This is a genomic window from Stenotrophomonas testudinis (assembly GCF_024499815.1).
In the GTDB taxonomy this organism is placed as follows: domain Bacteria; phylum Pseudomonadota; class Gammaproteobacteria; order Xanthomonadales; family Xanthomonadaceae; genus Stenotrophomonas.
Genome location: NZ_JAMOKY010000048.1, coordinates 1 through 24,434 on the forward strand (window position 1 = coordinate 1; position 24,434 = coordinate 24,434).

Genomic DNA, 24,434 nt, shown 5'->3' on the forward strand with positions numbered 1-24,434 from the left:
TACGGGCCACCCGCTTTATATAAAAAAATATTTTTTGGTGGGGAGGTTATTTTTTTTTTAAGACCGGGGGGGGGGGGGGGGGGGGGGCGGGGGGGGGGGCCGCCGGGGGGGGTTCGGCCGCACGGCGCTCGCGGCGCGACGGCTTCTGCGCCAGCAGGTTGCTTTCGCCCGGCTGCAGCGCGCGCACTTCCACGTTGCCGGTGCCGCGCTGGGTGATGCCCAGGCGCACGGCGGCGGCGTAGCTGAGGTCGACCACGCGGCCATCGTGGAACGGGCCACGATCGTTGACGCGCACGATCACCGATTCGCCGTTGTCCAGGTTGGTCACGCGGGCGAAGCTGGGCAGCGGAAGCGTCTTGTGCGCGGCGGTGAACTGGTACATGTCGTAGACCTCGCGGTTGGAGGTCAGGCGGCCGTGGAACTTGGCGCCGTAGTACGACGCAGTGCCGCGCTCGACATAGTCATGGGTGTCGTCGAGCACCTTGTACGACTTGCCCAGCACCACGTATGGCGATTTGTTGCCGATGACCGAGCGCTCGATCGCGGTCACTTCCGGCTCGGGAATGCAGGCCACGTTCGGCACGTAGCTGGGCGTGGTGTCCTTCACCCCCGGCTTGTACAGCCCGCCGGCGGTGTAGTTGCCGCGCGTGCTGAGGTCCTCGGTGGCGGCCGCGTACGGCGAACCGTCCGGGCAGTGCGCCGGGCGCCCGCCCTTGCCCTGCACCACCGTGCTGGGCACCTTGCCGCCATGGCCGGCACTGGGTTTGTTCGGTGCGCTGCTGCAGGCCGCCAGCGCCAGCACGACGATTCCGGGGACCAGCCATCTGATGTTCATGCCGGGGGCAGCTCCTGTCCGGCAATGGCCTGCGACAACTGGAACACGGCCATCGCGTACATCTTGGAGAGGTTGTAGCGGGTGATCGCGTAGTAGTTCTGGAAGCCCAGCCAGTACTGCTTGCCGGTGCTGCCTTCAAGCGTGATCGGCGTGGCGGTGGCACCCGGCTGCACCGGCGCGCTGGGCTGGTAGCCGCGCTGGGCCAGGTCGGCCAGCGACCAGGTGGGCATCCACTCGGTCGGGTTGAATTCCTCGCGCCCCGGCGCCAGCGTGGCCGGCACCGCCACCTGACCGCCGCGCACCCAGCCGCCCTTCTTCACGAAGTAGTTGGCGATGGACGAGAACACGTCGTCGTAGCTGGTGAACAGATCGCGGCGACCATCGCCATTGCCGTCGACGGCGTAATCCAGATAGCTGGAGGGCATGAACTGGCCCATGCCCATCGCACCGGCATAGCTGCCCTTGAGCGTGGTGATGTCCAGCCTCTCTTCCCGGCCCAGCTCGAACAGCTTGGCCAGTTCATCGCGGAAGAACAGCTCGCGGCGCACTTCGCGTTCCAGCTTGGCCGGGTCGCCGCTGCGCGGGTAATAGAAGGCCAGCGTGTACAGCGCATCGAGCACGCGGTGGCTGCCGGCGTTCTTTCCGTAACTGGTTTCCACGCCGATGATGGCCACGATCACTTCTGCGGGCACGCCGGTGCGCTGCTGCACGCGGTCCAGTTCGGCGCGGTGTTCGGCCAGGAAGGCGCGGCCGCCATCGATGCGCGCCTTGCTGATGAACATCGGCCGGTATTCGTTCCACGGCTTGACCCGCTCGGCCGGCCGCGACATGGCCGCGATGATCGGCTGGCGCACCTGCGCCTGGTCGAGCACGCGGGCGATCTCGGCCGGCGCCAGGCCATAACGCTTGGCGGTGTCGGCGATGAAGTTGGCGCGGGCGGTCTCGAACGGCACCGGGGTCAGGTCAACCGGTGGCGCAGTGGCTGCGGTCGCTTCCGGGGCAGCTTCGGCCGGGCCCTGCTGGGGCTTGCCGGCCGGATGGCGCGGCGTGCTGCTGGCCTGGGGTGAAGTCGGGGGGGACGTCGGCTGGGTCGCGCAGGCGACCAGACCGAGGGTGAGCAAGCAGGCCAGGGAGCGTCGAATCATCGTCGCAGGTTAGCAGGTCATGGATGAATTAAAACCCCTAACACCATGAATCACAACGATTTGCCCGCGTTCAGCGGGAAATGTGAAGACGTCGTGATCACCCTGCCCCATTCAGGCAGAGGTTGCCGGTTGCGCCCCCATCCCCGCAGGCGCAACCGGCGACCGGATCCTGTCGATACCTGCGCGGCTGTCGCTCCCCAGTGACAGTGCCCCGCGCTCCCTGTATCCGTTGGACCAGTACTGCTTTCCCGCCCGACGACCCCTCCCGCTGCATCTACAGACGGCGCGCCGTGCCGAACGGGCCGCCATTGTGCAGGCCGATTGCGACAAGTCCATTGATCCGGATCAACGCTGCGTCAAAGTGTGAATTGTTCCGCACTTTTTATGGAACTTCGTCGGCGGGGAAGTCGCTCTCGTAGAGTCGAGCCATGCTCGACTGCATTTCGCCGGAAGCCGTCGAGCATGGCTCGACGCTAAAGAGGTCAAAACCCGCCGGGCATGGCCCGGCGCTACCCGTTCACCGGTCGGTGCACGCGCACTGCCATCACCAGGCCGATCCCCGCCAGCAGCGAAACGGCCGAGGTGCCGCCGTAGCTGACCAGCGGCATCGGGATGCCCACCACCGGCAGCAGGCCGGAAATCATTCCGCCGTTCACCAGAACATAGACAAAGAACGCCAGCCCCAGGCTGCCGGCCAGCAACCGCGCATGCGTGTCGCGCGCGTGCACGGCAATCCACAGGCAGCGCCCGACCACGAACAGGTACAGCGCGAACATCGTCGCCACGCCGATCCAGCCGAACTCTTCGCTCAGCACTGAGAACGCGAAATCGGTGGTGTACTCGGGCAGGAAATCCAAGGTGGCCTGCGTGCCGTTGCCCCAGCCGCGGCCTTCCCATCCGCCCGAACCAATGGCGATGCGTGACTGCAGGATGTTCCAGCCGGTGCCGAGCGGATCCGCGGCGGGGTCGAGGAAGGTCAGTACGCGATCCTTCTGGTACTGCCGCAGCAGACCGAACCAGGCCATCGGCGCGGCCATCGCCACACTGGCCAGCCCGGCCACCACCCAGCCCCAGTGCAGGCCGGCCAGCAGCAGCGCGAACACGCCGCTGGCTGTCACCAGGGTGGCCGTGCCCAGGTTGGGCTGCAGCAGGATCAGCACCGCGGGGACGCCGATCAGCGCCGCGGCAGTCAGCACCGCGCGTGGCGATGGCGGCAGCGGCTGGCGGTGCAGGTACCAGGCCATCATCAGCGGCAGGCTGAGTTTGAGCAGCTCGGACGGTTGCAGGTAGAACACGCCCAGGTTGAGCCAGCGTTGGCCGTACTTGCCGGTCCCGATCACGTACACCGCCATCAACGGCAGCATCGACAGCACATACAGGGCCGGGGTCCACGCGCGCAGGCGCAGCAGCGACACCCGCGACAGCAGCCACATCGCCACCAGGCCACCGGCAAAGCGCGCGGCCTGCCCGGTGACCGGACCCGACACGCTGTGCAGCACGGCCAGGCCGGCTGCCATCAGCAGCAGCAACCCAAGCAGCAGCGGCAGATCGATCGTACGCACCGCCTCGCGGCAGATGCCGAATAGACGTTTCCATTCCACCCGGGCAGGGTAGCGAGCGGCGCTTGCGTGAAGCTTTCCGATGCCACCCGGCCCATAGCCGGCTAAGCATCTTCTGTAGAGCCGAGCCCATGCTCGGCTGCGTTTCGCGAAGAGCAGCCGGGCATGGGCTCGGCTCTATAAAAGCGGCGGAGCCGATATCAGCCGTAGCCGCCGTGCACCGGGTTGTGGCTGCGAACGGCCATCACCAGGCCGAAGCCGGCCAGCAGCGAAACGGCCGAGGTACCGCCGTAGCTGATCAGCGGCATCGGCACGCCCACCACCGGCAGCAGGCCGGAAATCATCCCGCCGTTCACCAGCACGTAGACGAAGAACGCCAGGCCGGTGGCGCCGGCCAGCAGGCGCGAGTACGAATCGCGCGACTGGCTGGCGATCCACAGGCAGCGCCCGATCACCACCAGGTACAGGGTCAGCACCAGGGCCACGCCCAACCAGCCGAATTCCTCGCTCAGCACCGAGAACGCGAAGTCGGTGGTCTGTTCGGGAATGAAGTTCAGGTGCGACTGCGAGCCTTCGCCCCAGCCCTTGCCATCGAAGCCGCCCGAACCGATCGCGATCTTCGACTGGATGATGTTCCAGCCCGCGCCAAGCGCGTCCATCTCCGGATCGAGGAACATCATGATGCGGTCCTTCTGGTACGGCCGCAGCAGCCAGAACCAGGCCAGCGGCGCGACCGCGGCCACGCCGCCCACGCCCAGGCCCACCCACCACCACGGCAGGCCGGCCAGCAGCAGCACGAACACGCCACTGGCGGCGATCAGCACGCCGGTACCGAAGTCCGGCTGCAGCATCACCAGGCCGGTCGGCACGCCGATGATGACCATCGCCACCAGCACGGTATTGAAGCGCGGCGGCAGCGGCATGCGGTGCAGGTACCAGGCCACCATCATCGGCAGGCTGACCTTCAGCAGCTCGGCCGGCTGCAGGTAGAAGAACTTCAGGTCCAGCCACTGCCGGCCGTACTTGCCGGTGCCCAGCACGAACACTGCCAGCAGCGGGATCATCGAGATCGCGTAGATCATCGGCGTGGCCGAGCGGATGCGCAGGATCGACACGCGCGAGATGGCCCACAGGGCGGCCAGGCCGACCACGAAACGCGCGCCCTGCGCCATCACGAGGCTGTCGCCGCCGGCACTCTTCAGCGTGGCCAGGCCGATCAGCATCAACGCGCCGAGGGCCAGGCACAGCACCCAGTCCAGGGTGCTGAAGAAGCGGCGCAGCATGTCGCCGGCCCAGCGCAGGAAGTCACTCATCGTGCAGGCTCCGCGGGGGTCGAACGTGGGCTGGCGGGCAACGCGGCGGCAGATGCGGCAGGCGCGCCCGGGGCCGGGGCGGGCGCCGGTTCCGAGGCGGGCATGCCGACCAGCACCGGGTGTTCGCCCAGCTGCGCGGCGGCGGTGTCGCCGGCCGGACGCGCGTTGGCATCTTCATTGTCGAACGCGGTCACGCCGATGACGGTGGTGCCGCGCTCGGCGTCCAGCGGCTGCATGCCCTCGGGCATCTTGCCCAGCAGGTAGGCGTCGAACACCTTGCGCGCGATCGGCGCGGCGGCCGAACCACCGTAGCCACCGCCTTCGACGGCGATGGCCAGGGCGATGACCGGCTGCTCGACCGGCGCGAAACCGACGAACAGCGCGCGGTGGCGCAGGTGCATCGGCAGGCTCTTCGGGTTCACTGCGGCCGTGCCCTTGCGGCTGACCACCTGCGCGGTACCGGTCTTGCCCGCCATGACGTACGGCGCGCCCACGGCCATGCGCGCGGCGCTGCCGCCGGGCTGCATCGTGGCCATCATGCCTTCGCGCACGGCCTGTACATTGTTCGGGTTGGGACTGACCGGCTTGCTCGGGCCCTGCTCGGTGGCGACCCAGTCGTGGTCGAAACCGGCGCGCTGCTGGATGACCAGGTGCGGGGTGCGCAGCTGGCCATTGGCCAGCGCACTGACGCCGCGCGCCAGCTGCAGCGGGGTGACCTTCCAGTCGCCCTGGCCAATGCTGATGTTGACGGTGTCGCCGGGGTACCAGGCTTCCTTGCGGCTTTTGCGCTTGTAGGCCGGCGACGGCAGGATGCCGCCGATCTCGCCGGTCAGGTCGATGCCGGTCGGCTGGCCGAAGCCGTAGTACTCCATGTAATGGTCGAAGCGCTCGATGCCCAGGTCCAGCGCCAGCTTGTAGTAGTAGGTGTTGACCGACTGCGCGATGGATTTGCGCAGGTCCGTCCAGCCATGGCCGCCGCGGTGCGAATCGCCCCAGCCGCGCGACGTCCCCGGCAGGTAGAACATGCCGGTGGACAGCACCTTGTCTTCGGGCCTGCGCACACCGGAATCGAGGCCAGCCAGGCCGATCAGTGGCTTCAGGGTGGAACCGGGGGCGACGCCACCCAGTACCAGGCGGTTGAACTGCGGCCGCGACGGGTTGTCGTTCAGCGCCTTGAAATCGGCATGCGAGATGCCGTTGACGAACAGGTTGGGGTCGTACGACGGCAGGCTGACCATCGCCAGCACTTCACCGGTGCGCGGGTCCATCGCCACGGCCGAACCTTCCTGGTCACCGAAGGCGGCAACCAGCGCACGCTGCAGGTCGGCATCGATGGACAGGCGCAGGTCGGCGCCGGACTGCGCAGCCACCCGGCCGATGGTGCGGATGGCACGGCCCTGCACGTTGGTCTCGACCTGCTCGTAGCCGACCTTGCCGCGCAGCTGCTGCTCGTAATAGCGCTCCAGGCCCGACTTGCCGATGTGGGTCAGCGCGGCGTTGCCTTCGCCGAGGATTTCCAGGTCCTTCTCGTCCACGCGGCCGACGTAGCCGATGATGTGCGCGAACAGGTCGCCATAGGGATAGCGGCGGGTCAGGTAGGGTTCCAGCTCCACGCCCGGAAAGCGCCAACGGTCCACGGCGAAGCGCGCCATTTCCTCATCGGTCATGCGCAGCTTGAGGGTGACCGGCAGGAACTTGCGGCGCGCCTTGCGCGACTTGTTGAACGCTTCCAGCTCTTCAGGACTGATGCTGATGATCTTCGCCAGCCCGTCCAGGGTGGCGTCCATGTCGTTGACCTTGTCCGGGGTCACGTCCAGGCGGAAGGCCGGCACGTTCTCGGCCAGCAGGCGGCCATTGCGGTCGTAGATCATGCCGCGCCCGGGCACGACCGGCCGCGGCTTGATGCGGTTGGCCTCCGAGCGCGTGGCGTAGATGTCGTGGTCCAGCACCTGCAGCTTGAAGTACCAGCCGCCCAGGCCCAGCAGGCAGACCAGCACGCCGAGGAAGCCCAGCGCCGCGCGGCGGCGGAACTGTTCGGCTTCGGCGTGCGGGTTCTTGACCTGGCGACGCGGGATCATGGCTCAGCGCCCGCGCTTGCCGAAACGCACGGCGTCGAGCAGCACGAACACCAGCGGCCACAGGCCCATGCCCAGCAGCGGCGCCCACCAGTACGACCACGGCAAGGTCGGCTCACCCACCAGGATGTGCACCAGCGCGCTGACGATGCGGTCATTGAACAGCAGGCCGCCGATGGCCAGCATCTGCTGCGACATCGGGAAGAAGCGGATGCGGGCGCGGAAGCGCTGCAGGATGAAGGCCAGCATGACCAGGCGCATGGCCTGTTCGCCCAGCACGCCGCCATACAGCAGGTCGGCGATGACGCCGCTGGTGAAGGCGATGCCCAGGCCCACGCGCTCGGGGGCCTCGATGACCCAGTACGCCAGCACCAGCGCCAGCCAATAGGGGCGCAGCGGCTGCAGCAGTGCGGGCAGCGGCAGCAGGCCCAGCAGCAGGGCCACGACCAGGCTGGCCGGCAGCACCCAGGGGTTGTCGCGCAGGCGGCTCATCGTGCGGGCTCCTGCGGGGTGGATTGGGCGGATTGGGCGGGTTTCGGTTGCCGGCCAGCGGCCGGCACTACCCGGGCCGACCCAGCGTCGGGTGGAGAGCCCCCTTCTTGTTGAAGGGGGTGCGCCGACGGCGCGGGGTTAAGGGAAGATGCGGGGGCAACCGCCCTCGCCGCAGGCGAGGACGGTTGCCGGCCAGCGGCCGGCACTACCGGGGCCGACCCAGCGTCGGGGGCCGTGGCCGACGCAGTGCCGGCGGGCAGCGCGTCGGCCTCGGCCGGGCCACCGGCTGCGCCGGCTTTGAGGCTCTGGCGCAGCTCCGGCGGGATCCGGATCGCCGCGCCCGGGCGCAGCAGCAGCACGTCGCGGCCGCGGTCGAGCTGGGCGGCAGGCTTCATTTCACCCACCAGGAAGGCGTGGGTGTCGTCGGGGCGCAGCGCGGTGATGGTGCCGACCGGGAAGCCCGGCGGGAACCGCCCGCCCAGGCCGGAGGTGACGATCTCATCGCCCACTTCCACGCCCGCGCTCAACGGAATGTCGCGCAGCTGCAGGGTGTCGCCGCGGCCGTAGACGATCAGGCGCACGCCGTTGCGGGCCACGGTCACCGGCACGGCATGGTCCGGGTCGGTCAGCAGCAGCACGGTGGAGGTACCACCGGTGGTGCTGATCACCTGCCCCATCAGGCCACCGGCGTCGATCACCGCCTGCCCCACGTGTACGCCATCGCGGCTGCCGGCATCGAGCACCAGGCGCTGCTTGACCGGGTCCAGGTCGATATCGAGGATCGGCGCCAGCTGCACGTCCAGGCCACTGCGCTCGGCCACGTTCAGCAGCTCGCGCAGCTGGGCGTTGTCCAGCGCAGCGGTCTGCAGGCGGGTCAGGCGCGCATTGGCCAGCAGCAGCTGGTTACGCAGTTCGCGGGTCTCGGCCACCAGCTGGCCATGGCTGGCCGCGTTGTCGCGCACCTGGTTGCTGAGCTTGCCGGGCAGGCCGGCCAGCGCCCACACCGGCTGCACCAGCGTGTCGGCCTGGGCGCGCACGCGCGCCAGCCAACCAGCCTGGTCGTCCAGCACGATCAGGATGATGGCCATGGCCAGGTAGGCGAGCAGTCGCAGCGGACTGGCGGCGTCACCGGATCGGGAGGCTACGGGAGGACCGGCGTAAGGCGGCACGGCAACAGTTCAACCAGCAAAGGGCGAAGGGGAAACACGGCGGCGCCCCACCGGTGCTGGCCCGCAGCAGCGGGCCACACCCCGGAAGGGCGCTGCAGGAACGATCAGGCGGCAGGCCTCAGTCCGGCGCAAAGAACTCGTTGCCGTGCATGTCGACCAGTTCCAGCGCACGACCGCCACCGCGGGCCACGCAGGTCAGCGGATCGTCGGCCACCTGCACGTGCAGGCCGGTTTCTTCGGAGATCAGGCGGTCCAGGTCGCGCAGCAGGGCGCCACCACCGGTCAGCACGATGCCGCGCTCGGCGACGTCGGCACACAGTTCCGGCGGGGTCTGCTCGAGGGCCAGCTTGACCGCGCTGACGATGCCCGACAGCGGCTCGTGCAGGGCCTCCAGCACTTCGTTGGAGCTGATCTTGATCATCTTCGGCACACCCTCGGCGAGGTTGCGACCGGAGATTTCCATCTCGATGACCTCGGCCTGCGGGTAGGCGCAGCCCAGCTCGACCTTGATGCGCTCGGCGGTGGCTTCACCGATCAGCATGCCGTGGTTGCGGCGCACGTAGTTGGTGATCGACTCGTCGAAGCGGTCGCCACCGATGCGCACCGAGGCCGAATAGACGATGCCGTTCAGCGAGATCACCGCCACTTCGGTGGTGCCGCCACCGATGTCGATGACCATCGAGCCGCGCGCTTCGGTGACCGGCATGCCGGCGCCGATCGCCGCGGCCATGGGCTCTTCGATCAGGAACACGTCGCGGGCACCGGCTTCCTCGGCCGATTCACGGATGGCGCGGCGCTCGACCTGGGTCGAACCGGCCGGCACGCAGACCAGCACGCGCGGGCTCGGGCGCAGCACGCGGGACTTGTGCACCTTCTTGATGAAGTGCTTGAGCATCGCCTCGGTGTAGGTGAAGTCGGCGATGACGCCGTCCTTCATCGGGCGGATGGTGGTGATGTGGCCCGGGGTACGGCCCAGCATCTGCTTGGCTTCGGCGCCTACGGCTGCCACCGAGCGGGTGCCACCGATGGCACGGTCCTGGCGCACGGCCACGACCGAGGGCTCGTTCAGAACGATACCCTGGCCACGCACGTAAATAAGGGTGTTGGCCGTGCCCAGGTCGATGGACAGGTCGTTGGAGAACATGCCACGGAGTTTCTTGAACATCTGAGGAAGGAGTCCTGAGGGGTGTCGTGCCCGCCGCGGGATGGCGAAAAAATGGGCAGAATTCGAGGCCGACAAGCCTAGCAACCCGCTCCCCGGCGAGCAAGGAAAAAACTAGCTGAACCCGCGACTTGGCTGGGTTTCGGCCTGATCGGGCATCACCCGGTTCTGGCCCTGAGCGGCACCAGCAGGTAACCTTTGCGCCGTCGGGCGCCCAAGGGCGCCATTTGCTTGCTGGCCGATGCCGGCTGGCCACCTCCAAAATTCACCGCATAGGCTTACATCGATGTCCGCTCTGATCTGTGGTTCTCTTGCCTTCGACACCATCATGGTGTTCCCGGACCAGTTCAAGAATCACATCCTCCCGGACAAGGTGCACATCCTGAACGTGTCCTTCCTGGTCCCGCGCATGCGCCGCGAACTGGGCGGCTGCGCCGGCAACATCGCCTACAACCTGAAGCTGCTGGGCGGCAGCCCGATCCCGATGGGCACCGTCGGCCAGGACTTCGCTCCGTACCGTGAGCACTTCGAGCGCATGGACATCGACCTGAGCCAGGTCCGCGTGCTGGAAGACATGTTCACCCCGCAGTGCTTCATCACCACCGACCACGACAACAACCAGATCACCGCGTTCCATCCGGGCGCGATGATGCGTTCGCACGAGAACCACGTGAAGGACGTGCCGGGCGTCACCTTCGGCATCGTCGCGCCGGACGGCCGTGACGGCATGATCCAGAACGCAGCCGAGTTCCTGGAATGCGGCATCCCCTTCATCTTCGACCCGGGCCAGGCGCTGCCGCTGTTCAACGGTCCGGAGCTGCGCGATTTCATCGAGCAGGCCGATTACGTGGTGGTCAACGACTACGAGTCGAACCTGCTGCAGGAACGCACCGGCTGGGACGAGAAGCAGATCGTGAGCCGGGTGAAGGCCTACATCACCACCCGTGGCCCGAAGGGCGCGGTCATCCACACCCCGGAAAAGAGCTACGACATTCCGCCGGCGCATGAGCGCCGCGTGGTCGATCCGACCGGTTGTGGCGACGCCTTCCGCGCCGGCCTGATCTACGGCATCGAGAAGGGCTACGACTGGCTGACCATCGGCCGCATGGCCAACCTGATGGGCGCGCTGAAGGTCGAGCACCCGGGCACGCAGAACCAGCGCTTCACGTTTGAAGAGTTCCACGACCAGTTCAAGCAGCAGTTCGGTTACGCGCTGGGCGCGTAAGCCGAACTGCCCGCGCATTCCACCTTATCCCCGCGCCTTCGGCGCGCCCCCTTGAACAACAAGGGGGCTCTCCACCCGACGCGTTATCTGGAACTGCCCTGGCAGGTGTCGACCTTGGTCGACACTGCCCGCCGGGCATGGCCCGGCGCTACCGGAACCTCCGGTCGACTCGTTGCCTGCTCTCTGTAGAGCCGATCCCATGCTCGGCTTTCGCGCCCCGCGCGACCTGACTGCAGAGCAGCCGAGCACGGGCTCGGCTCTAAACGGTCATGCGGCCTGCCAGGCGGCCAACAACGCGCGGCAATCGGCGAAATGCCAATCCGCGCGGCCCGGCCACGGGTTGTCGGGCAGGTTGACCAGCACGGTGCGCGCGCCGGCGGCGCGGCCGCAGTCCAGGTCGTAGGCGTGGTCGCCCACCATCACCGCCGCGTCGGCACCGATGCCCCAGCGCCGCAGATGCTGCTGCACGCCGTCGGGTGACGGCTTCGGCACCGCTTCATCGCGGCCGATGATGCCGCCATCGTCAAACAGATCCCCTACCCCGATCGCGTCCAGCGTCAGCTTGGCCAGCGCATGGTCGTTGCGGGTCAGGATGCCCAGCTGGCAACCGGCTGCGGCCAGCGCGCGCAGCAGTTCGACCGCGCCGGGCGCCGGCAGCGCGCCTTCGGCCAGCTCACGCTCGTGGGCCAGCAGCCAGGCGTGCTTCCGCGCCGCCTCCGCACCCGGCAGGCCCGCCAGGTGCACGAGGATGTCCGCGCTGGGCGGGATGCCCAGCTCGCGCTTGATGCGCTCGAAATCATGCATGGCCACGGTCAGCGTGCCATCCATGTCGAACACCCAGTGGCGCACGGCCGACAGTGCCGGCGCGACCACGGCGGTGGCCGTCACTTCCACCACTGCGGCATGCGGCTGGTGTCCACGCCGCCGGTCTCGAACACGGCCGTGCGGGTGCCACCGGCCTTCACCGGGAACTCGATGCTGATCGACTTGCCCTTCTGCGCCAGCTTCCACAGCGCCTTCTGGTCGGTGATGAACATGGCGATGGCCTCATCGGTCTTCGGCCGCCAGGCCGCCATCGAGATCGGCTTGCCATCGTCCACGGCCACCTTCACCGTGCACTGCGGGCAGCGGAAATCACCGGCCTGCAGCACCAGGTAGGCGTGGCGCTTCCATTCGGGATGATCGCGGAACACCAGCTGCACCGGCTTGGCGCCGCTGCCGTCCACATCCACCCGTTCCTTGCTGTAGATGGTGGCCGAGACCTGCTTGCCCTTGCTGCCGACCGGAATCTCGTTGTACTGCCACAACGCCTGCATGCGGCGCAGGTCGCGCGCGGCATCGCCCTTGGCCTTCACTTCATCGAAGCCGGCGGCGATGCGCTCGGCGGCGGCGGTGTCCTTGTACTGGTCCAGCAGCGAACCACCATGGATGCGCGCGCGTTCCCAGTCCTGCGCGGCCACGGCCGCGTCGTACTGCTTGGCGACGTCCTCGGCCTTGGCTTCCTTCTGCGCCTGGGCGGCGGCAGCGGCGGCTTCCTGCGCCTTGCGCTCTTCCTCGGGGTTGCTGCAGGCGGCCAGGGCCAGGGCGCAGGCGGTGATCAGGATCAGACGTTTCATGCGGAAGTCCTTTGCGGGTGCCTTTCTGTAGAGTCGAGCCATGCTCGACTGGCCGTCCAACAGCAGTCGAGCATGGCTCGACTCTACAAAAAAAGCGCCGGGGGATGCCCGGCGCGTTTTTCTTACTTGGCTTCAGCCTTGGTCAGCAGATCCTGCACCGAGGCGGTGGTGATCGGGTGGTAGCCCGGCTTGGCCTTCTCGAAGGCCGCCTTGGCCAGCTCCAGACCCTTCGGGGTCTTCACCAGTTCGGCGTAGATCGGCATGATCAGCTTGCGACGGCCGACGCGCTCGATGAACGCCGCAGCCGCGTCATTGGCCTGCTCGTAGCCGCTGCGGATGGCCAGCGGGTACCAGCGCATGGCGATTTCGCCATTGGCGGTGCCGGTGAAGTGGTAGGCCTTGTCCAGCTCGGCCAGCTTGTCCAGCGGCAGGGTGGTGCCCAGGCCGTCGATGAAGCGGACCCATTCCTGGGTGCCCCACTCGGCGGTGACCTGGTTGGCCGGCAGACTGCCCGCCCCGGAGAACGCGATGCGCGCGGCATCGACGCTGCTGAAGTTGCGCGACTGTGCCTTGGTAGCGAACGACGGGATGCCCGGCTCGTCCAGCCATGCCTTCAGCTCGGCCTCGCTTACCGCCGAGGGGTTCTTCGGCAGCAGGTTCTTCTTCAGGTAGTCGACGAACTGGTCGGTGTTGGCGCTCTGGAAGGCATGGTCATCGAACCAGCCACGCAGGAACGGATCGAAGGTCTCGCGGCCGAAGCGCTGTTCCAGGAACTCCAGGAACCACGAACCCTTGACGTAGGCGACCTGGCTCAGGGCCTCGTCGGGGTCACGCTCGTTCAGCGGCGGCAGGGCCAGGGCCTGGTCGGCCGGGCTCATGTCCTTCACTTCGGCCAACAGGTCGGTCTGGTCGATCTGCTTCTCCATCTCGGCCATCTCCTTGCCGTACAGGGCTTCGGTGATGCGGCCCTGGACGTAGGTGGTGAAGCCCTCATTGAGCCAGATGTCCTTCCAGCTGGCGTTGGTCACCAGGTTGCCCGACCAGCTGTGCGCCAGTTCGTGGGCGACCAGCGAGACCAGCGACTTGTCGCCGACGATCACGGTTGGGGTGGCGAAGGTCAGGCGCGGGTTTTCCATGCCGCCGAACGGGAACGACGGCGGCAGCACCAGCATGTCGTAGCGGCCCCAGCGGTATTCGCCGTACAGCTTTTCGGCGGCACCGATCATCTTCTCGGTGTCTTCGAATTCCTTGGCGGCCTTGTTGACCATGGTCGGCTCGGCCCAGACGCCGGAGCGGCCGGAAATCGGCTCGAACACCAGGTCACCGGCAGCGATGGCCAGCAGGTAGGACGGGATCGGCTGCGGCATCTTGAAGGTGTAGTCACCGTCACGCGCGGCCTTCGGATCGTTGTCGGCGCTCATCAGCACCATCACGTCCGGGCGCGAGGTCACGTGCGCGCTGTAGGTGAAGCGCACGCTCGGGGTGTCCTGCAGCGGCACCCAGGAACGGGCGTGGATGGCCTGCGACTGGCTGAACATGAAGGGCAGCTTCTTGCCCTCGGTCATCGACGGCTCCAGCCACTGCAGGCCCGAGGCGGTCGGTGCGGTGTGGTAGGTCACTTCGACCTTGGCCGGCTGTTCCGGCGCTTCGATGGTCAGCTTGCTGCCGAACACCTTGTCGACCGGGGCCAGGGCGAACTTCAGTTCACTGCGCGCGCCATCGGCGCCGATGGCCTCGACCTTGGAGACGTTCAGCTCACGGGTGTCGAGCACCAGCTGCTGGGCGTCCTTCTGCTTCCATTCAAGGGTGTAGGTGGCGGTGCCGCCGATCTGCTTCTGGTCGAAGTCCAGCTTCAGATCCAGCGCGATGTCCTTGATGACGACCTTGTCCGGCTCGGCGTACGAGCTTTCGTCGTGGCTGCGGTTCTCGGCGTTCACGGGGGCAGCGGGGGCCTTTTCGGCAGTCGGGGCGGCGGCGGGCGCGGCCGCCTCCTGGGAGCAGCCGGCGGCCAGGGCCACGGCCAGCGGAAGGAGCATCAGCGGATTACGCATGAATCGGGACCGTTACGGGGATCAAACCCCAATGGTACCTCTCCCTCGCCCCGGACGCGTTGCGCGATGCGGGGTAAGGCCGGCCGGGGGCCGGCCCTGCGCCATGGGGCGCCCGGCGCGGGCGTGTGCCAACCAAGGTTGGCACCTACCAGAACAGGTAGCGCCGGGCCATGCCCGGCGGCCCCACACGCTTTACAGCTTGTAGCCGGAGTGGATCGAGACGATGCCGCCGGTCAGGTTCTTGTAGTGGCAGCGTTCGAAACCGGCCTGCCCCATCATCGCCTTCAGCTCTTCCTGCGGCGGGTGCTTGCGGATGCTCTCGGCCAAATACTGGTAGCTGTCCGAATCGTTGGCGAACAGCTTGCCCAGCTTCGGCAGGATCCTGAACGAGTGGAAGTCGTAGATCGGCTTGAACCAGTCGGCGGTGACTTCGGAGAACTCCAGCACGCGGGCCTGGCCGCCCACCTTCAGCACGCGGTACATCTCGCGCAGGCCGGCGTCCTTGTCGGTCACGTTGCGCAGGCCGAAGGCGATCGTCACCAGGTCGAAGCTGTTGTCCGGGAATGGCAGGGCTTCGGCATTGCACTGCACGTAGTCCAGGCCGAGCACCAGGCCGCGGTTGGTCAGGCGGTCACGGCCGACCGACAGCATGCCGGCGTTGATGTCGCCCAGCACCACCGAACCTTCGGCGCCCACGCGCTCCTTCAGCAGGGCGGCGATGTCGCCGGTGCCGCCGGCCAGGTCGAGCACGCGGTCACCCGGCTTCACCTGCGCGGTGGCCACGTAATAGCGCTTCCAGGCCCGGTGCACGCCGAGGCTCATCAGGTCGTTCATCAGGTCGTAGTTGCGCGCGACCGAGGTGAACACCTCGCCGACAAGCTTCTGCTTGTCCTTGGCGGCCACGTCGCGGAACCCGAAATGGGTGGTACCGGATTTGTAGGGGGATTCGCTCATGCCGCTGATTATCGCACCGCCGGGGCCGCTGCGGGGTAACCGGGCCTTATCATGGCGGCCCATGACCCACCGGAGCCCCGCATGATCACCACGCCCGACTACCAGGCCCTGCTGCAGACCGCCATCGCCGAAGCCCGACAGGGCCTGGCCGAGGGCGGCGTACCGATCGGCGCGGCGCTGTACCACAACGACGGCCGCCTGCTCGGCTGCGGCCACAACCGCCGCGTGCAGGAAGGCGACCCGTCCGTGCACGGCGAAACCGATGCCTTCCGCAAGGCCGGCCGCCAGCGCCGCTACCAGGACACCATCATGGTCACCACCCTGGCGCCGTGCTGGTACTGCTCGGGCCTGGTGCGCCAGTTCAACATCGGCACTGTGGTGGTGGGCGAGTCGCGCACCTTCCGGGGCGGCATCGACTGGCTGCGCGAAAACGGCGTCAACGTGATCGACCTGGACAGCCAGGAATGCGTGGACCTGCTGGGCGGCTTCATTGCGCAATACCCGGAAATCTGGAACGAAGATATCGGCGAATAAGCGCCGCGTTTTCGTTCTGCGCACAGCTACATGAACGCTTCAGAGCCGGCACAGCCTTGTGCCGGCAGCCTCTGCGCACCTTCGATGTGCAGTGACGCACAGTCAGCTAGATGAGCCGCACACGCGCTGCTAACACCCCCTTCGCACGGAACGCCTACGGTGGAATCACCGGGGCCCCTTAGTCCGGGCGGAGCAACCCGATGAGCGCGCACGCCGTACATCCCCTGTCCGATCCGGCCCTCGCCGACATCCGCGACCGCTTGACGCAGCAGTACGCGCTGAACCGTCGTGGCGCGCCGTTCTGGGCTGCATTCCGGGACATGCCGCAGGAAGTCACCCGCGATCATTCGCGCGACCGCATACGCCTGTGCAACGCGATGGCCGACATGGCCGAAGAACTTGGCGCCGTTGAACACGCACAGCTGATCGATGGCAACACCGGCTGCACACCGCGCTGACGCTGCATGCACCGGCACATACGCACACTGCGATGAACCCCCACTCCCTGCCCCCCCAACCGAACTGGAATGCCATGCACGCTGAAGTCCCCGCCATCCCACCGGTCATCGACGTAGATGCGGAGCTCGATCACTGGCGCCGGCAGCATGCCGACGGTGCCCTGACGCACAACTCGTTCGGCTCCTACGTGCCGTGGATCAAATTCGCCTGTGATTCGCTGATCACCCAGCCGCGCGCCAGCAACGCCGAGCGCGATGAAATGTTCCAGACCCAGTACGCCCTGCAGATCATGCCGCGCCTGACCGAATCGCAGGCCCGCGAGTTCGTCGACCGCTGCTGGCAGCACGTCTACCAGACCAGTCGCGTGCGCCTGCAGGACGCCCCGCGCCTGCGCGCCTGAGTTTCCCCGCGGCTGCACGGCCCGTGCACGGGCGGCTGCCGACCATCGTCGTCACCTGGGTGGAACGACGACGATGAAAGCAAGAACCCTGTTCAATACGATCGCCAAGAAGGCCGCGGCCGCCACCGGCTCGCCGTGGACCTTCCTGGCCGCGGTGGCGATCGTGGTGGTGTGGGGCATCAGCGGCCCCGTGTTCGGCTTCAACGATACCTGGCAGCTGGTGATCAACACCGGCACCACCATCATCACCTTCCTGATGGTGTTCCTGATCCAGCACACTCAGAACTCGGATACGGCAGCGATGCAGATCAAGCTGGACGAGCTGATCCGCGCCACGCCCGAGGCCAACAACGAGCTGCTGGACCTGGAAGAAATGGACGAAGAGCGGCTGGAGGAAATCCGCGCCGAGTACGAGCGCATGGCCCGCGAATCCGGCGATGCGCTTGCCCGGGTACGCTCCTGCCGCGCGGCGCCGCGTGATGATGAGGCGGTTTGACGCCAGGCGGTAGCGCCGGGCCATGCCCGGCGAGCGCGCAGCGCGGCCTGTGACCGACGCCATGAACGCTCAAAGGAAAGCCGCCGGGCATGGCCCGGCGCTACCGGGATTTACCCGCGTTCGTGCCAGCCGCCGCCCAGCACCTTGTACAGGGTGATGCGATTGGTCTGCTGGGCCAGTTCGGTCTGCAGGCGCGTCTGCTGCGCGCTGTAGGCGGTGCGGCGTGCGTCCAGCAGGGTCACGAAGCTGTCCAGGCCAGCGTCATAGCGGGCCTGCGACAGGCGGTTGGCTGTTTCGGCCGCATCCACCAGGCGCTGCTGCGCGCTCACCTGCTCGTCCAGGCTGACATTCAGCGCCAGCGCGTCAGAGGTTTCGCGGAAGCCGCTCTGGATCGCCTTTTCATACTGCGCCAAGGCGATATCGCGATCCGCATTGGCCACCGCCAGGTTCGCGCGCAGCTTGCCGCCCTGGAAGATCGGCAAGGTGATCTTCGGCAGGAAGCTCCACACGCGGGTGCCGCTGTCGAACAGGTTGGACAGTTCGCCCGAGCCACTGCCGATGCTGCCGGTCAGGGTGATGCTCGGGAAGAACGCGGCACGCGCCGCGCCGATGTTGGCGTTGGCCGCCAGCAGCTGGTGTTCGGCGGCCATGATGTCCGGGCGCTGCAGCAGCACGTCGCTGGGCAGGCCGGCCGGCGGCGGGGCCAGGGCCAGCAGCTGCGGTTCGATGCTGTCCGGCAGCAGGTCCGCATCGACCTGGCCACCAGCCAGCAGGGCCAGCGCGTTGCGGTCCTGGGCCAGCTGCCCGCGCAGGCGGGCGGCATCGGTACGCGCGGTTTCGACCAGTGTGCGCGTCTGGCTCAGCTCGAGCCCGGAGCTGCCGCCGCGTTCGTGGCGGGCCTCGGCCAGGCGCAGCGAATCCTCGTAGGTCTTCAGCGTGGCCTCGGAAATCTTCAGCTGCTGCGCATCGGCACCGTAGGTCAGCCACGCGGTGGCAGTCTCGGCCACCAGGCTCAGCTGCGCGTTGCGGCGGTTGGCGGCCACGGCAAAGTACTGCTGCAAGGCAGACTCGCTGAGGTTGCGCACGCGGCCGAACAGATCCAGCTCGAAGTCGGCCACACCGACGCCGGCGGTGAACTGCTCGGTGACGCCGGCATTGGTGCCCTGCCGTTCCATCTGGCCGGTAGCGGCCAGGACGGGCACGCGGTCGGCACGCTGCACGCGGTACTGGCCGCGTGCCTTTTCCACGTTCAACACCGCCACGCGCAGGTCGCGGTTGTTGTCCAGCGCCTGGCCGATCACCTGCTGCAGGCGCTCATCGGTGAAGAAGTCGCGCCAGCCCAGTGCCGCAACATCGGTCACTTCGCCCTGGCTGGCTTCGGCCGGCCACTGCGACGGAATGGCCGGGGCAACGGCGGTGTTCTTCGGCACCAGCGTGGAGCAGCCGGCCAGGCCCAGGCTGGCGACGAGCGCCAGCAGCAAGGGGGTCTTATTCATGGGAACCTCCATGGGCAGCGCCATCGCGCGGAGCCGGCGGCGTGCCGCCTCCGTTGCCCTTGTTGCGGTTGAACACGCGCTGCACCACCACGAAGAACAGCGGGATGAAGAACACGCCCATCACGGTGCCCACCAGCATGCCGCCCAGCACGCCGGTACCGATCGCGCGCTGCGCACCGGAACCTGCACCGGAGGCGATGGCCAGCGGCAGTACGCCCAGGCCGAACGCCAGCGAGGTCATGATGATCGGGCGCAGGCGGTCGCGGACCGCATGCATCGTCGCTTCGATCAGGCCCGCGCCCTTCTCCAGGTTCTCCTTGGCGAATTCCACGATCAGGATCGCGTTCTTGCTGGTCAGGCCCACCGTGGTCAGCATCGCCACCTGGAAGTAGATGTCGCGTTCCATGCCGCGGAAGGTGTTGGCCAGCACCGCGCCGAGAATACCCAGCGGCGCCACCAGCAGCACCGAGGTCGGCACGCTCCAGCTTTCATACAGCGCGGCAAGGCACAGGAACACGATCAGCAGCGACAACGTGTACAGCAGCGGCGTCTGCGAACCGGCCTGGCGTTCCTGGTAGGACAGCGCGGTCCATTCGATGTCGAAGCCCGGCGGCAGGTCCTTGGCGATGCGTTCGATCTCGGCCATGGCATCACCGGAGGCCACGCCCGCAGCGGGCTCGCCCTGGATCTCCATCGCCGACACGCCGTTGTAGCGCTCCAGGCGCGGCGAACCGTAGTCCCAGCGCTTGGAGGCGAAGGCACTGAACGGCACCATTTCGCCCTGCCCGTTCTTCACCGACCAGACGTTGAAGTCGTCCGGATTCATGCGGAACGGTGCATCGGCCATCACGTACACGCGCTTGACCCGACCACGGTCGATGAAGTCATCGATGTAGCTGCTGCCCCACGCCGCGGCCAAGGTGTTGTTGATCGAGCTGATCGACAGGCCCAGCGCATTGGCCTTTTCCACGTCCACGTCGATGCGCAGCTGCGGCGTGTCTTCCTGGCCGTTGGGGCGCACGTTGGCCAGCAGCTTGCTCTGGCCCGCCGCACCCAGCAGCTGGTTGCGCGCGGCCAGCAGGGCGTCATGGCCTTTGCCGCTGGTGTCCTTCAGGAAGAACGTGTAACCCGAACCGATGCCCAGCTCCGGCATGGCCGGCGGCGGGAAGGCGAAGATGAAGGCGTCCTTGATCTGGCCCAGCGCGCCCATCGCACGCCCGGTGATCGCACCGACGCTGTGGTCGGCGTCGCGCTCCTTCCAGTCCTTCAGCTTGACGAAGGCCATGCCGGCGTTCTGGCCCATGCCGGCGAAGCTGAAGCCCTGCACGGCGAAGATGGACTCGACCGCGTCGGCCTCGTTCTTCAGGAAGTGGTCTTCCAGCTTGGCCATCGCTTCCAGCGTGCGTTCCTGGGTGGCACCGACCGGGGTCTGCACCAGCGCCATCATGATGCCCTGGTCTTCATTGGGCAGGAACGAACTGGGCAGGCGCACGAACAGCACGCCCATCACCACGGCCAGGGCGACGAAGATGCCCATGAAGCGCCACGGGCGATGGATGATGCCCTTCACGCCGCGCTGGTAGGTCTCGCTGGAACGGTCGAAGCCGCGGTTGAAACCGTTGAAGAAGCGGCCGAGCAGGCCGGTGTGCGCGACATGGTGCTCGCCCTTCTTCAGCGGCTTGAGCATGGTCGCGCACAGCGCCGGGGTCAGCACGATCGCCACCAGAACCGACAGCGCCATGGCCGAAACGATCGTGGCCGAGAACTGGCGATAGATGATGCCGGTCGAGCCGCTCATGAAGGCCATCGGCACGAACACCGCCGACAGCACCAGGCCGATGCCCACCAGCGCGCCGGTGATCTGGCTCATCGACTTGCGGGTGGCTTCCAGCGGCGACAGGCCCTCTTCGGACATGATGCGCTCGACGTTCTCCACCACCACGATGGCATCGTCCACCAGCAGGCCGATGGCCAGCACCATGGCGAACATGGTCAGCATGTTGACCGAGAAGCCCAGCATGGCCAGCACGCCGAAGGTACCCAGCAGCACCACCGGCACGGCGATGGTCGGAATCAGGGTGGCGCGGAAGTTCTGCAGGAACAGGTACATCACCACGAACACCAGCACGATCGCTTCGATCAGGGTCTTGATGACGCCCTTGATCGAGACCTGCACGAACGGGGTGGTGTCGTACGGCACGACCGTTTCCAGGCCGGCCGGGAAGCTGGACTTCATCTCGTCCAGCGCGGTGCGCACGCCCTCCGCGGTGGCCAGCGCGTTGGCGCCGGTGGCCAGCGTGATGGCGATACCGGTGGACGGCTTGCCGTTGTAGCGGGTGACGAAGTCATAGCTTTCCGCGCCCAGTTCGACGCGGGCGACATCGCCCAGGCGCAGCTCGCTGCCGTCGGTGCCGCCACGCACCAGGACGTTGCGGAACTGTTCCGGGGTCTGCAGGCGGTCCTGCGCGTTGATGGTGGCGTTGAGCTGCTGGCCCTTCACCGACGGCGCACCACCCAGCTGGCCGATGGCCACCTGTGCGTTCTGCGCGGTGATCGCCGCGGTCACTTCATCGACCGACAGCTTGTAGGTGTGCAGCTTGTTCGGGTCCAGCCAGATGCGCATGGCGTACTTGCCACCGAACACCTGGATGTTGCCCACGCCCGGCACGCGGCTCAGCGTGTCGACGACATTGGAGCCCACGTAGTCGGCGATGTCGTTGGCATCCATGCTGCCGTCGTTGGACACGAAGCCGAGCACCTGCAGGAAGCCGCTGCTGGACTTGGCCACGTTGATGCCCTGCCGCTGCACTTCCTGCGGCAGCAGCGGCATGGCCAGCTGCAGCTTGTTCTGCACCTGCACCTGGGCGATGTCCGGGTTGGTGCCGGCTTCGAAGGTGAGGGTGATGGTGGCCTGGCCGTTGGCCGAGCTGTTGGAGGAGAAGTAGATCAGGCCATCAAGGCCCTTCATGTTCTGCTCGATGATCTGCGTCACCGAGTCCTCGACCACCTTGGCCGATGCACCCGGGTAGGTGGCGCTGATCTCGACGGCCGGCGGGGCGACCTCGGGATACATCGACACCGGCAGCTTCACCACCGCCAGCGCACCGGCCAGCATGATGATGATGGCGATCACCCACGCGAAGATGGGTCGATCAATGAAAAAACGTGCCATGGAATTCTCCGCTTACTTCGCGTCGCCGGCCGGCTGGGCGGCAGGCTGCGGGGCGGCGTCCGGCTGTGCCGGGGCGGCGCCCTTCTCGGTGGCCTGCACGGGCATGCCGGGGCCGATCTTCTGCAGGCCTTCGACGATGACCTTGTCACCCGGCTGCAGGCCGTCCTCGACCAGCCACTTGTCGGCCAGTGCGCGGCTGACCTTCACCGGGCGCACTTCCACCTTGTTGTCCTTGCCGACCACCATGGCGCTGGTATCGCCCTTGGCGTCGCGGGCGATGCCCTGCATCGGCACCAGCACGGCATCGGCGCGCACGCCGCCACCGATCACCGCGCGCACGTACATGCCCGGCATCAGCAGGCCCTCGGGGTTGTCCACCTTCACCCGCAACGCGTAGCTGCCGGTGGTCGGGTCGACGCTCACTTCGGAGAACTCCAGCGCGCCCTTGTGCGGGAACTCGCTGCCGTCCTCCAGCAGGATGGTGACCGGCAGGGTCTGGTTGTCCTGCAGGCGGCCGGCGGCCAGTTCGCGGCGCAGCTGCAGCAGCTCGGCCGAGGACTGGGTCAGGTCGACGTAGATCGGGGTGAGCTGCTGCACGGTGGCCAGTGCATCGGCCTGGCCGACGCTCACCAGCGCGCCTTGGGTGACGCTGGACTTGCCGATGCGGCCGCTGATCGGCGCAGTGATGCGGGCGTAGCCGAGGGTGACGTTGGCCGCGTCCAGCGCAGCCTTGGCGGCACCGACATCGGCCTCGGCCTGCTTCTGCGCGGCCACGGCGTTTTCCAGGTCCTGCTGGCTGACCGCATCGACCTTGGCCAGCTCGGTGATGCGCTTGGCGCTCAGGCGCGCGGCGTTGGCGGTGGCTTCGGCGCGGGCCAGCTGGGCACGTGCGCTGTTGGCCTGGGCGCGGTAGCTGGCGTCCTCGATCTGGTACAGCGGCTGCCCTTCCTTCACCAGGCCGCCTTCGGTGAACAGGCGCTTGGCGACGATGCCGCTGACCTGCGGGCGCACTTCGGCGACCAGGAAGGCAGTGGTGCGGCCCGGCAGTTCACGGGTCAGGCCCACGCTTTCCGACTTCAGCGTGACCACGGTCACCTGGCCGGGGCCTTGCTGGGGCTGTTCGGGTTGGCCACCGCAGGCGGCTACGGTCGCGGCGATGGCCAGCGACAGCAGGAAGGGGCGGATTCGGGTCAGGGGCATGGGGCTGGGGCTCGGGGAAGGAAAAAGATTCTCAGCCTGCCGTGATACGCAGCCGCATCCCGGTCCTGGGGCGCGGTTGTCGCAGCGGGCAGGCATCCCCGCGCACGGCGCAGGCATGAGCGGGCGCGCCTACACGACGGGGAGCATGGGGGCGAAATATACATACATGCTTGTTTGTTTGTAAAGCGGTACAATTCAGGCAGGTTTCACCGGCACTGGTACCCACTCTCCGACCCATGGCGCGCAAGACCAAAGAAGACACCCAGGCAACCCGCGAAGGCATCCTTGATGCTGCCGAGGCCTGCTTCCATGAACACGGGGTGGCCCGGACCACGCTGGAAATGATCGGTGCCCGCGCCGGCTACACCCGCGGCGCGGTCTACTGGCACTTCAAGAACAAGACCGAGGTGCTGGCCGCGATCATCCAGCGGGTGCACCTGCCCTTCATGCAGGAACTGGAGCGCACCTCCAGCGACGAGCGGCAGACGCCGATCCACGACCTGCGCGCGGTGATGATCTACTCGTTCATCGAGCTCTCCGAGGACGAGCGCCTGCGCAAGACCATGGAAATCATGCTGCGCAGCGATGCCTCGTCGGAAAGCCGTGCGCTGGCCGAGCTGCAGCAGTCCGGCTTCCGCGATGCGCTGGACCGGATGGAGCGCGCCCTGCGCCGCGCCCAGGACCTGGGCCAGCTGCGCGACGGCGCCGACCCGAAGATCGCCGCGCGCATGCTGCACGCCACCGTGCTGGGCGTGCTGCACGGAGCGATGGTCGAACCGGAACTGATGGACCTCAAGCGCGACGGCATGCTCGCGCTGGACATGACCCTGACCGCCTACGTGAAGGAAGGCGTGTTCGTGCCGGGCTCGATTCCCGAGCCGCTGCCGTAGGGTCGGATCCGCCGGGCATGGCCCGTCGCTACCGGGGCGGTGAGCAGGCAGCGCTGCAGTAGATCCACGCCATGCGAGGATGCCGTACGCGCAAACGAAGAAGGCCGCCTTTCGGCGTAATGCTGTTCACTTAAGCAGCTGGGCCAATCAGAATCCGATGCCAGTCTTCTGGCATCGGATTTTTTGTGTCC

20 protein-coding genes and 1 pseudogene are annotated in these 24,434 nt (G+C 67.3%); 6 read left to right on the forward strand and 15 right to left on the reverse strand.

Going from position 1 to position 24,434, the window contains the following annotated elements; genetic code table 11:
* Nucleotides 1-70 precede the first annotated feature (70 nt).
* The 8 genes and pseudogenes from NQ204_RS19610 to NQ204_RS17935 all read right to left on the reverse strand — a co-directional run.
* Nucleotides 71-835: pseudogene (locus NQ204_RS19610) on the reverse strand (septal ring lytic transglycosylase RlpA family protein); the annotation flags it as partial.
* Nucleotides 832-1,980 (reverse strand): lytic murein transglycosylase B, encoded by a 1,149-nt coding sequence (gene mltB, locus NQ204_RS17905; protein ID WP_116865418.1) that lies wholly within the window; start codon nucleotides 1,978-1,980, stop codon nucleotides 832-834. The pseudogene NQ204_RS19610 and the gene mltB, both read right to left, overlap by 4 nt.
* 509 nt (nucleotides 1,981-2,489) lie before the next feature.
* The gene (gene rodA, locus NQ204_RS17910; protein WP_256644555.1) at nucleotides 2,490-3,581 is read right to left on the reverse strand and encodes a rod shape-determining protein RodA; all 1,092 of its coding nucleotides are present in this window, start codon (nucleotides 3,579-3,581) and stop codon (nucleotides 2,490-2,492) included.
* Nucleotides 3,582-3,739: 158 nt separating this feature from the next.
* Nucleotides 3,740-4,852 carry a rod shape-determining protein RodA gene (gene rodA, locus NQ204_RS17915; protein ID WP_116865412.1) on the reverse strand — a complete coding sequence of 371 codons (1,113 nt, stop codon included), beginning with the start codon at nucleotides 4,850-4,852 and terminating at the stop codon, nucleotides 3,740-3,742.
* Complete coding sequence (gene mrdA, locus NQ204_RS17920) at nucleotides 4,849-6,930, reverse strand: penicillin-binding protein 2 (protein WP_256644556.1); 2,082 nt, start codon at nucleotides 6,928-6,930, stop codon at nucleotides 4,849-4,851. The genes rodA (NQ204_RS17915) and mrdA overlap by 4 nt, the downstream gene beginning before the upstream one ends.
* A gap of 3 nt (nucleotides 6,931-6,933) precedes the next feature.
* Entirely contained in the window at nucleotides 6,934-7,419 is a 486-nt protein-coding gene (mreD, locus tag NQ204_RS17925; protein WP_079223400.1) for a rod shape-determining protein MreD, read from the reverse strand.
* On the reverse strand, nucleotides 7,416-8,588 hold the full coding sequence (gene mreC / locus NQ204_RS17930; protein ID WP_256644557.1) for a rod shape-determining protein MreC: 1,173 nt from the start codon (nucleotides 8,586-8,588) through the stop codon (nucleotides 7,416-7,418). Before mreC ends, mreD begins: the two co-directional genes overlap by 4 nt.
* Nucleotides 8,589-8,706: 118 nt before the next feature.
* On the reverse strand, nucleotides 8,707-9,753 hold the full coding sequence (locus NQ204_RS17935) for a rod shape-determining protein (protein WP_079223402.1): 1,047 nt from the start codon (nucleotides 9,751-9,753) through the stop codon (nucleotides 8,707-8,709).
* Nucleotides 9,754-10,036: 283 nt separating this feature from the next.
* Here NQ204_RS17935 and NQ204_RS17940 point away from each other — a divergent pair, with 283 nt between their 5' ends.
* Nucleotides 10,037-10,975: a carbohydrate kinase family protein gene (locus tag NQ204_RS17940; protein WP_079223403.1), complete on the forward strand. Its 939-nt coding sequence runs from the start codon at nucleotides 10,037-10,039 to the stop codon at nucleotides 10,973-10,975.
* Between the two features lie 267 nt (nucleotides 10,976-11,242).
* Here the strand turns inward: NQ204_RS17940 and NQ204_RS17945 are convergent, their stop codons facing one another.
* The 4 genes from NQ204_RS17945 to ubiE all read right to left on the reverse strand — a co-directional run bounded on the left by NQ204_RS17945 (nucleotide 11,243) and on the right by ubiE (nucleotide 15,596).
* Nucleotides 11,243-11,863, reverse strand: a complete 621-nt coding sequence (locus NQ204_RS17945) for an HAD family hydrolase (RefSeq protein ID WP_256644558.1) — start codon at nucleotides 11,861-11,863, stop codon at nucleotides 11,243-11,245.
* A complete protein-coding gene (locus NQ204_RS17950; RefSeq protein WP_116865372.1) occupies nucleotides 11,860-12,591 on the reverse strand; it encodes a hypothetical protein in 732 nt (243 codons plus the stop codon). Before NQ204_RS17950 ends, NQ204_RS17945 begins: the two co-directional genes overlap by 4 nt.
* Before the next feature lie 122 nt (nucleotides 12,592-12,713).
* Nucleotides 12,714-14,642: a M1 family metallopeptidase gene (locus NQ204_RS17955; protein WP_116864456.1), complete on the reverse strand. Its 1,929-nt coding sequence runs from the start codon at nucleotides 14,640-14,642 to the stop codon at nucleotides 12,714-12,716.
* A gap of 192 nt (nucleotides 14,643-14,834) precedes the next feature.
* Nucleotides 14,835-15,596: a bifunctional demethylmenaquinone methyltransferase/2-methoxy-6-polyprenyl-1,4-benzoquinol methylase UbiE gene (ubiE, locus tag NQ204_RS17960; protein ID WP_108766376.1), complete on the reverse strand. Its 762-nt coding sequence runs from the start codon at nucleotides 15,594-15,596 to the stop codon at nucleotides 14,835-14,837.
* 81 nt (nucleotides 15,597-15,677) lie between these two features.
* Between ubiE and NQ204_RS17965 the strand changes: the two genes are divergently transcribed.
* The 4 genes from NQ204_RS17965 to NQ204_RS17980 all read left to right on the forward strand — a co-directional run bounded on the left by NQ204_RS17965 (nucleotide 15,678) and on the right by NQ204_RS17980 (nucleotide 17,485).
* Nucleotides 15,678-16,130: a nucleoside deaminase gene (locus NQ204_RS17965; RefSeq protein ID WP_116864457.1), complete on the forward strand. Its 453-nt coding sequence runs from the start codon at nucleotides 15,678-15,680 to the stop codon at nucleotides 16,128-16,130.
* A 200-nt stretch (nucleotides 16,131-16,330) separates the two neighbouring features.
* The gene (locus NQ204_RS17970; RefSeq protein ID WP_116864458.1) at nucleotides 16,331-16,588 is read left to right on the forward strand and encodes a hypothetical protein; all 258 of its coding nucleotides are present in this window, start codon (nucleotides 16,331-16,333) and stop codon (nucleotides 16,586-16,588) included.
* A 74-nt stretch (nucleotides 16,589-16,662) separates the two neighbouring features.
* On the forward strand, nucleotides 16,663-16,989 hold the full coding sequence (locus tag NQ204_RS17975) for a hypothetical protein (protein WP_116864459.1): 327 nt from the start codon (nucleotides 16,663-16,665) through the stop codon (nucleotides 16,987-16,989).
* 73 nt (nucleotides 16,990-17,062) lie between these two features.
* Complete coding sequence (locus tag NQ204_RS17980; RefSeq protein ID WP_256644559.1) at nucleotides 17,063-17,485, forward strand: low affinity iron permease family protein; 423 nt, start codon at nucleotides 17,063-17,065, stop codon at nucleotides 17,483-17,485.
* A gap of 110 nt (nucleotides 17,486-17,595) precedes the next feature.
* On the opposite strand, the gene smeF is transcribed toward NQ204_RS17980, so the two are convergent.
* From smeF to smeD, 3 genes are read right to left on the reverse strand one after another with little or no spacing between them, the layout of a single operon-like run.
* Nucleotides 17,596-18,981 carry a multidrug efflux RND transporter outer membrane subunit SmeF gene (gene smeF, locus NQ204_RS17985; RefSeq protein ID WP_488192375.1) on the reverse strand — a complete coding sequence of 462 codons (1,386 nt, stop codon included), beginning with the start codon at nucleotides 18,979-18,981 and terminating at the stop codon, nucleotides 17,596-17,598.
* Nucleotides 18,974-22,153: a multidrug efflux RND transporter permease subunit SmeE gene (smeE, locus tag NQ204_RS17990; RefSeq protein WP_243402744.1), complete on the reverse strand. Its 3,180-nt coding sequence runs from the start codon at nucleotides 22,151-22,153 to the stop codon at nucleotides 18,974-18,976. Before smeE ends, smeF begins: the two co-directional genes overlap by 8 nt.
* A 12-nt stretch (nucleotides 22,154-22,165) precedes the next feature.
* Nucleotides 22,166-23,353 carry a multidrug efflux RND transporter periplasmic adaptor subunit SmeD gene (smeD, locus tag NQ204_RS17995; RefSeq protein WP_116864460.1) on the reverse strand — a complete coding sequence of 396 codons (1,188 nt, stop codon included), beginning with the start codon at nucleotides 23,351-23,353 and terminating at the stop codon, nucleotides 22,166-22,168.
* Nucleotides 23,354-23,589: 236 nt separating this feature from the next.
* On the opposite strand from smeD, the gene NQ204_RS18000 reads away from it, so the two are divergent.
* On the forward strand, nucleotides 23,590-24,243 hold the full coding sequence (locus NQ204_RS18000; protein ID WP_116864461.1) for a TetR family transcriptional regulator: 654 nt from the start codon (nucleotides 23,590-23,592) through the stop codon (nucleotides 24,241-24,243).
* The last annotated feature ends 191 nt before the right edge of the window (nucleotides 24,244-24,434 follow it).

Excerpts from the sequence above, each read along its gene's own strand:
- NQ204_RS17955 (WP_116864456.1), bottom strand. The coding sequence starts at position 14,642 with ATGCGTAATCCGCTGATGCTCCTTCCGCTGGCCGTGGCCCTGGCCGCC.
- smeF (WP_488192375.1), bottom strand. The coding sequence starts at position 18,981 with ATGAATAAGACCCCCTTGCTGCTGGCGCTCGTCGCCAGCCTGGGCCTG.
- NQ204_RS18000 (WP_116864461.1), top strand. The coding sequence starts at position 23,590 with ATGGCGCGCAAGACCAAAGAAGACACCCAGGCAACCCGCGAAGGCATC.
- ubiE (WP_108766376.1), bottom strand. The coding sequence starts at position 15,596 with ATGAGCGAATCCCCCTACAAATCCGGTACCACCCATTTCGGGTTCCGC.
- NQ204_RS17935 (WP_079223402.1), bottom strand. The coding sequence starts at position 9,753 with ATGTTCAAGAAACTCCGTGGCATGTTCTCCAACGACCTGTCCATCGAC.
- mrdA (WP_256644556.1), bottom strand. The coding sequence starts at position 6,930 with ATGATCCCGCGTCGCCAGGTCAAGAACCCGCACGCCGAAGCCGAACAG.
- mreD (WP_079223400.1), bottom strand. The coding sequence starts at position 7,419 with ATGAGCCGCCTGCGCGACAACCCCTGGGTGCTGCCGGCCAGCCTGGTC.
- NQ204_RS17940 (WP_079223403.1), top strand. The coding sequence starts at position 10,037 with ATGTCCGCTCTGATCTGTGGTTCTCTTGCCTTCGACACCATCATGGTG.
- NQ204_RS17975 (WP_116864459.1), top strand. The coding sequence starts at position 16,663 with ATGCACGCTGAAGTCCCCGCCATCCCACCGGTCATCGACGTAGATGCG.
- smeD (WP_116864460.1), bottom strand. The coding sequence starts at position 23,353 with ATGCCCCTGACCCGAATCCGCCCCTTCCTGCTGTCGCTGGCCATCGCC.
- NQ204_RS17970 (WP_116864458.1), top strand. The coding sequence starts at position 16,331 with ATGAGCGCGCACGCCGTACATCCCCTGTCCGATCCGGCCCTCGCCGAC.
- NQ204_RS17965 (WP_116864457.1), top strand. The coding sequence starts at position 15,678 with ATGATCACCACGCCCGACTACCAGGCCCTGCTGCAGACCGCCATCGCC.
- NQ204_RS17950 (WP_116865372.1), bottom strand. The coding sequence starts at position 12,591 with ATGAAACGTCTGATCCTGATCACCGCCTGCGCCCTGGCCCTGGCCGCC.
- NQ204_RS17980 (WP_256644559.1), top strand. The coding sequence starts at position 17,063 with ATGAAAGCAAGAACCCTGTTCAATACGATCGCCAAGAAGGCCGCGGCC.
- smeE (WP_243402744.1), bottom strand. The coding sequence starts at position 22,153 with ATGGCACGTTTTTTCATTGATCGACCCATCTTCGCGTGGGTGATCGCC.
- mltB (WP_116865418.1), bottom strand. The coding sequence starts at position 1,980 with ATGATTCGACGCTCCCTGGCCTGCTTGCTCACCCTCGGTCTGGTCGCC.
- rodA (WP_116865412.1), bottom strand. The coding sequence starts at position 4,852 with ATGAGTGACTTCCTGCGCTGGGCCGGCGACATGCTGCGCCGCTTCTTC.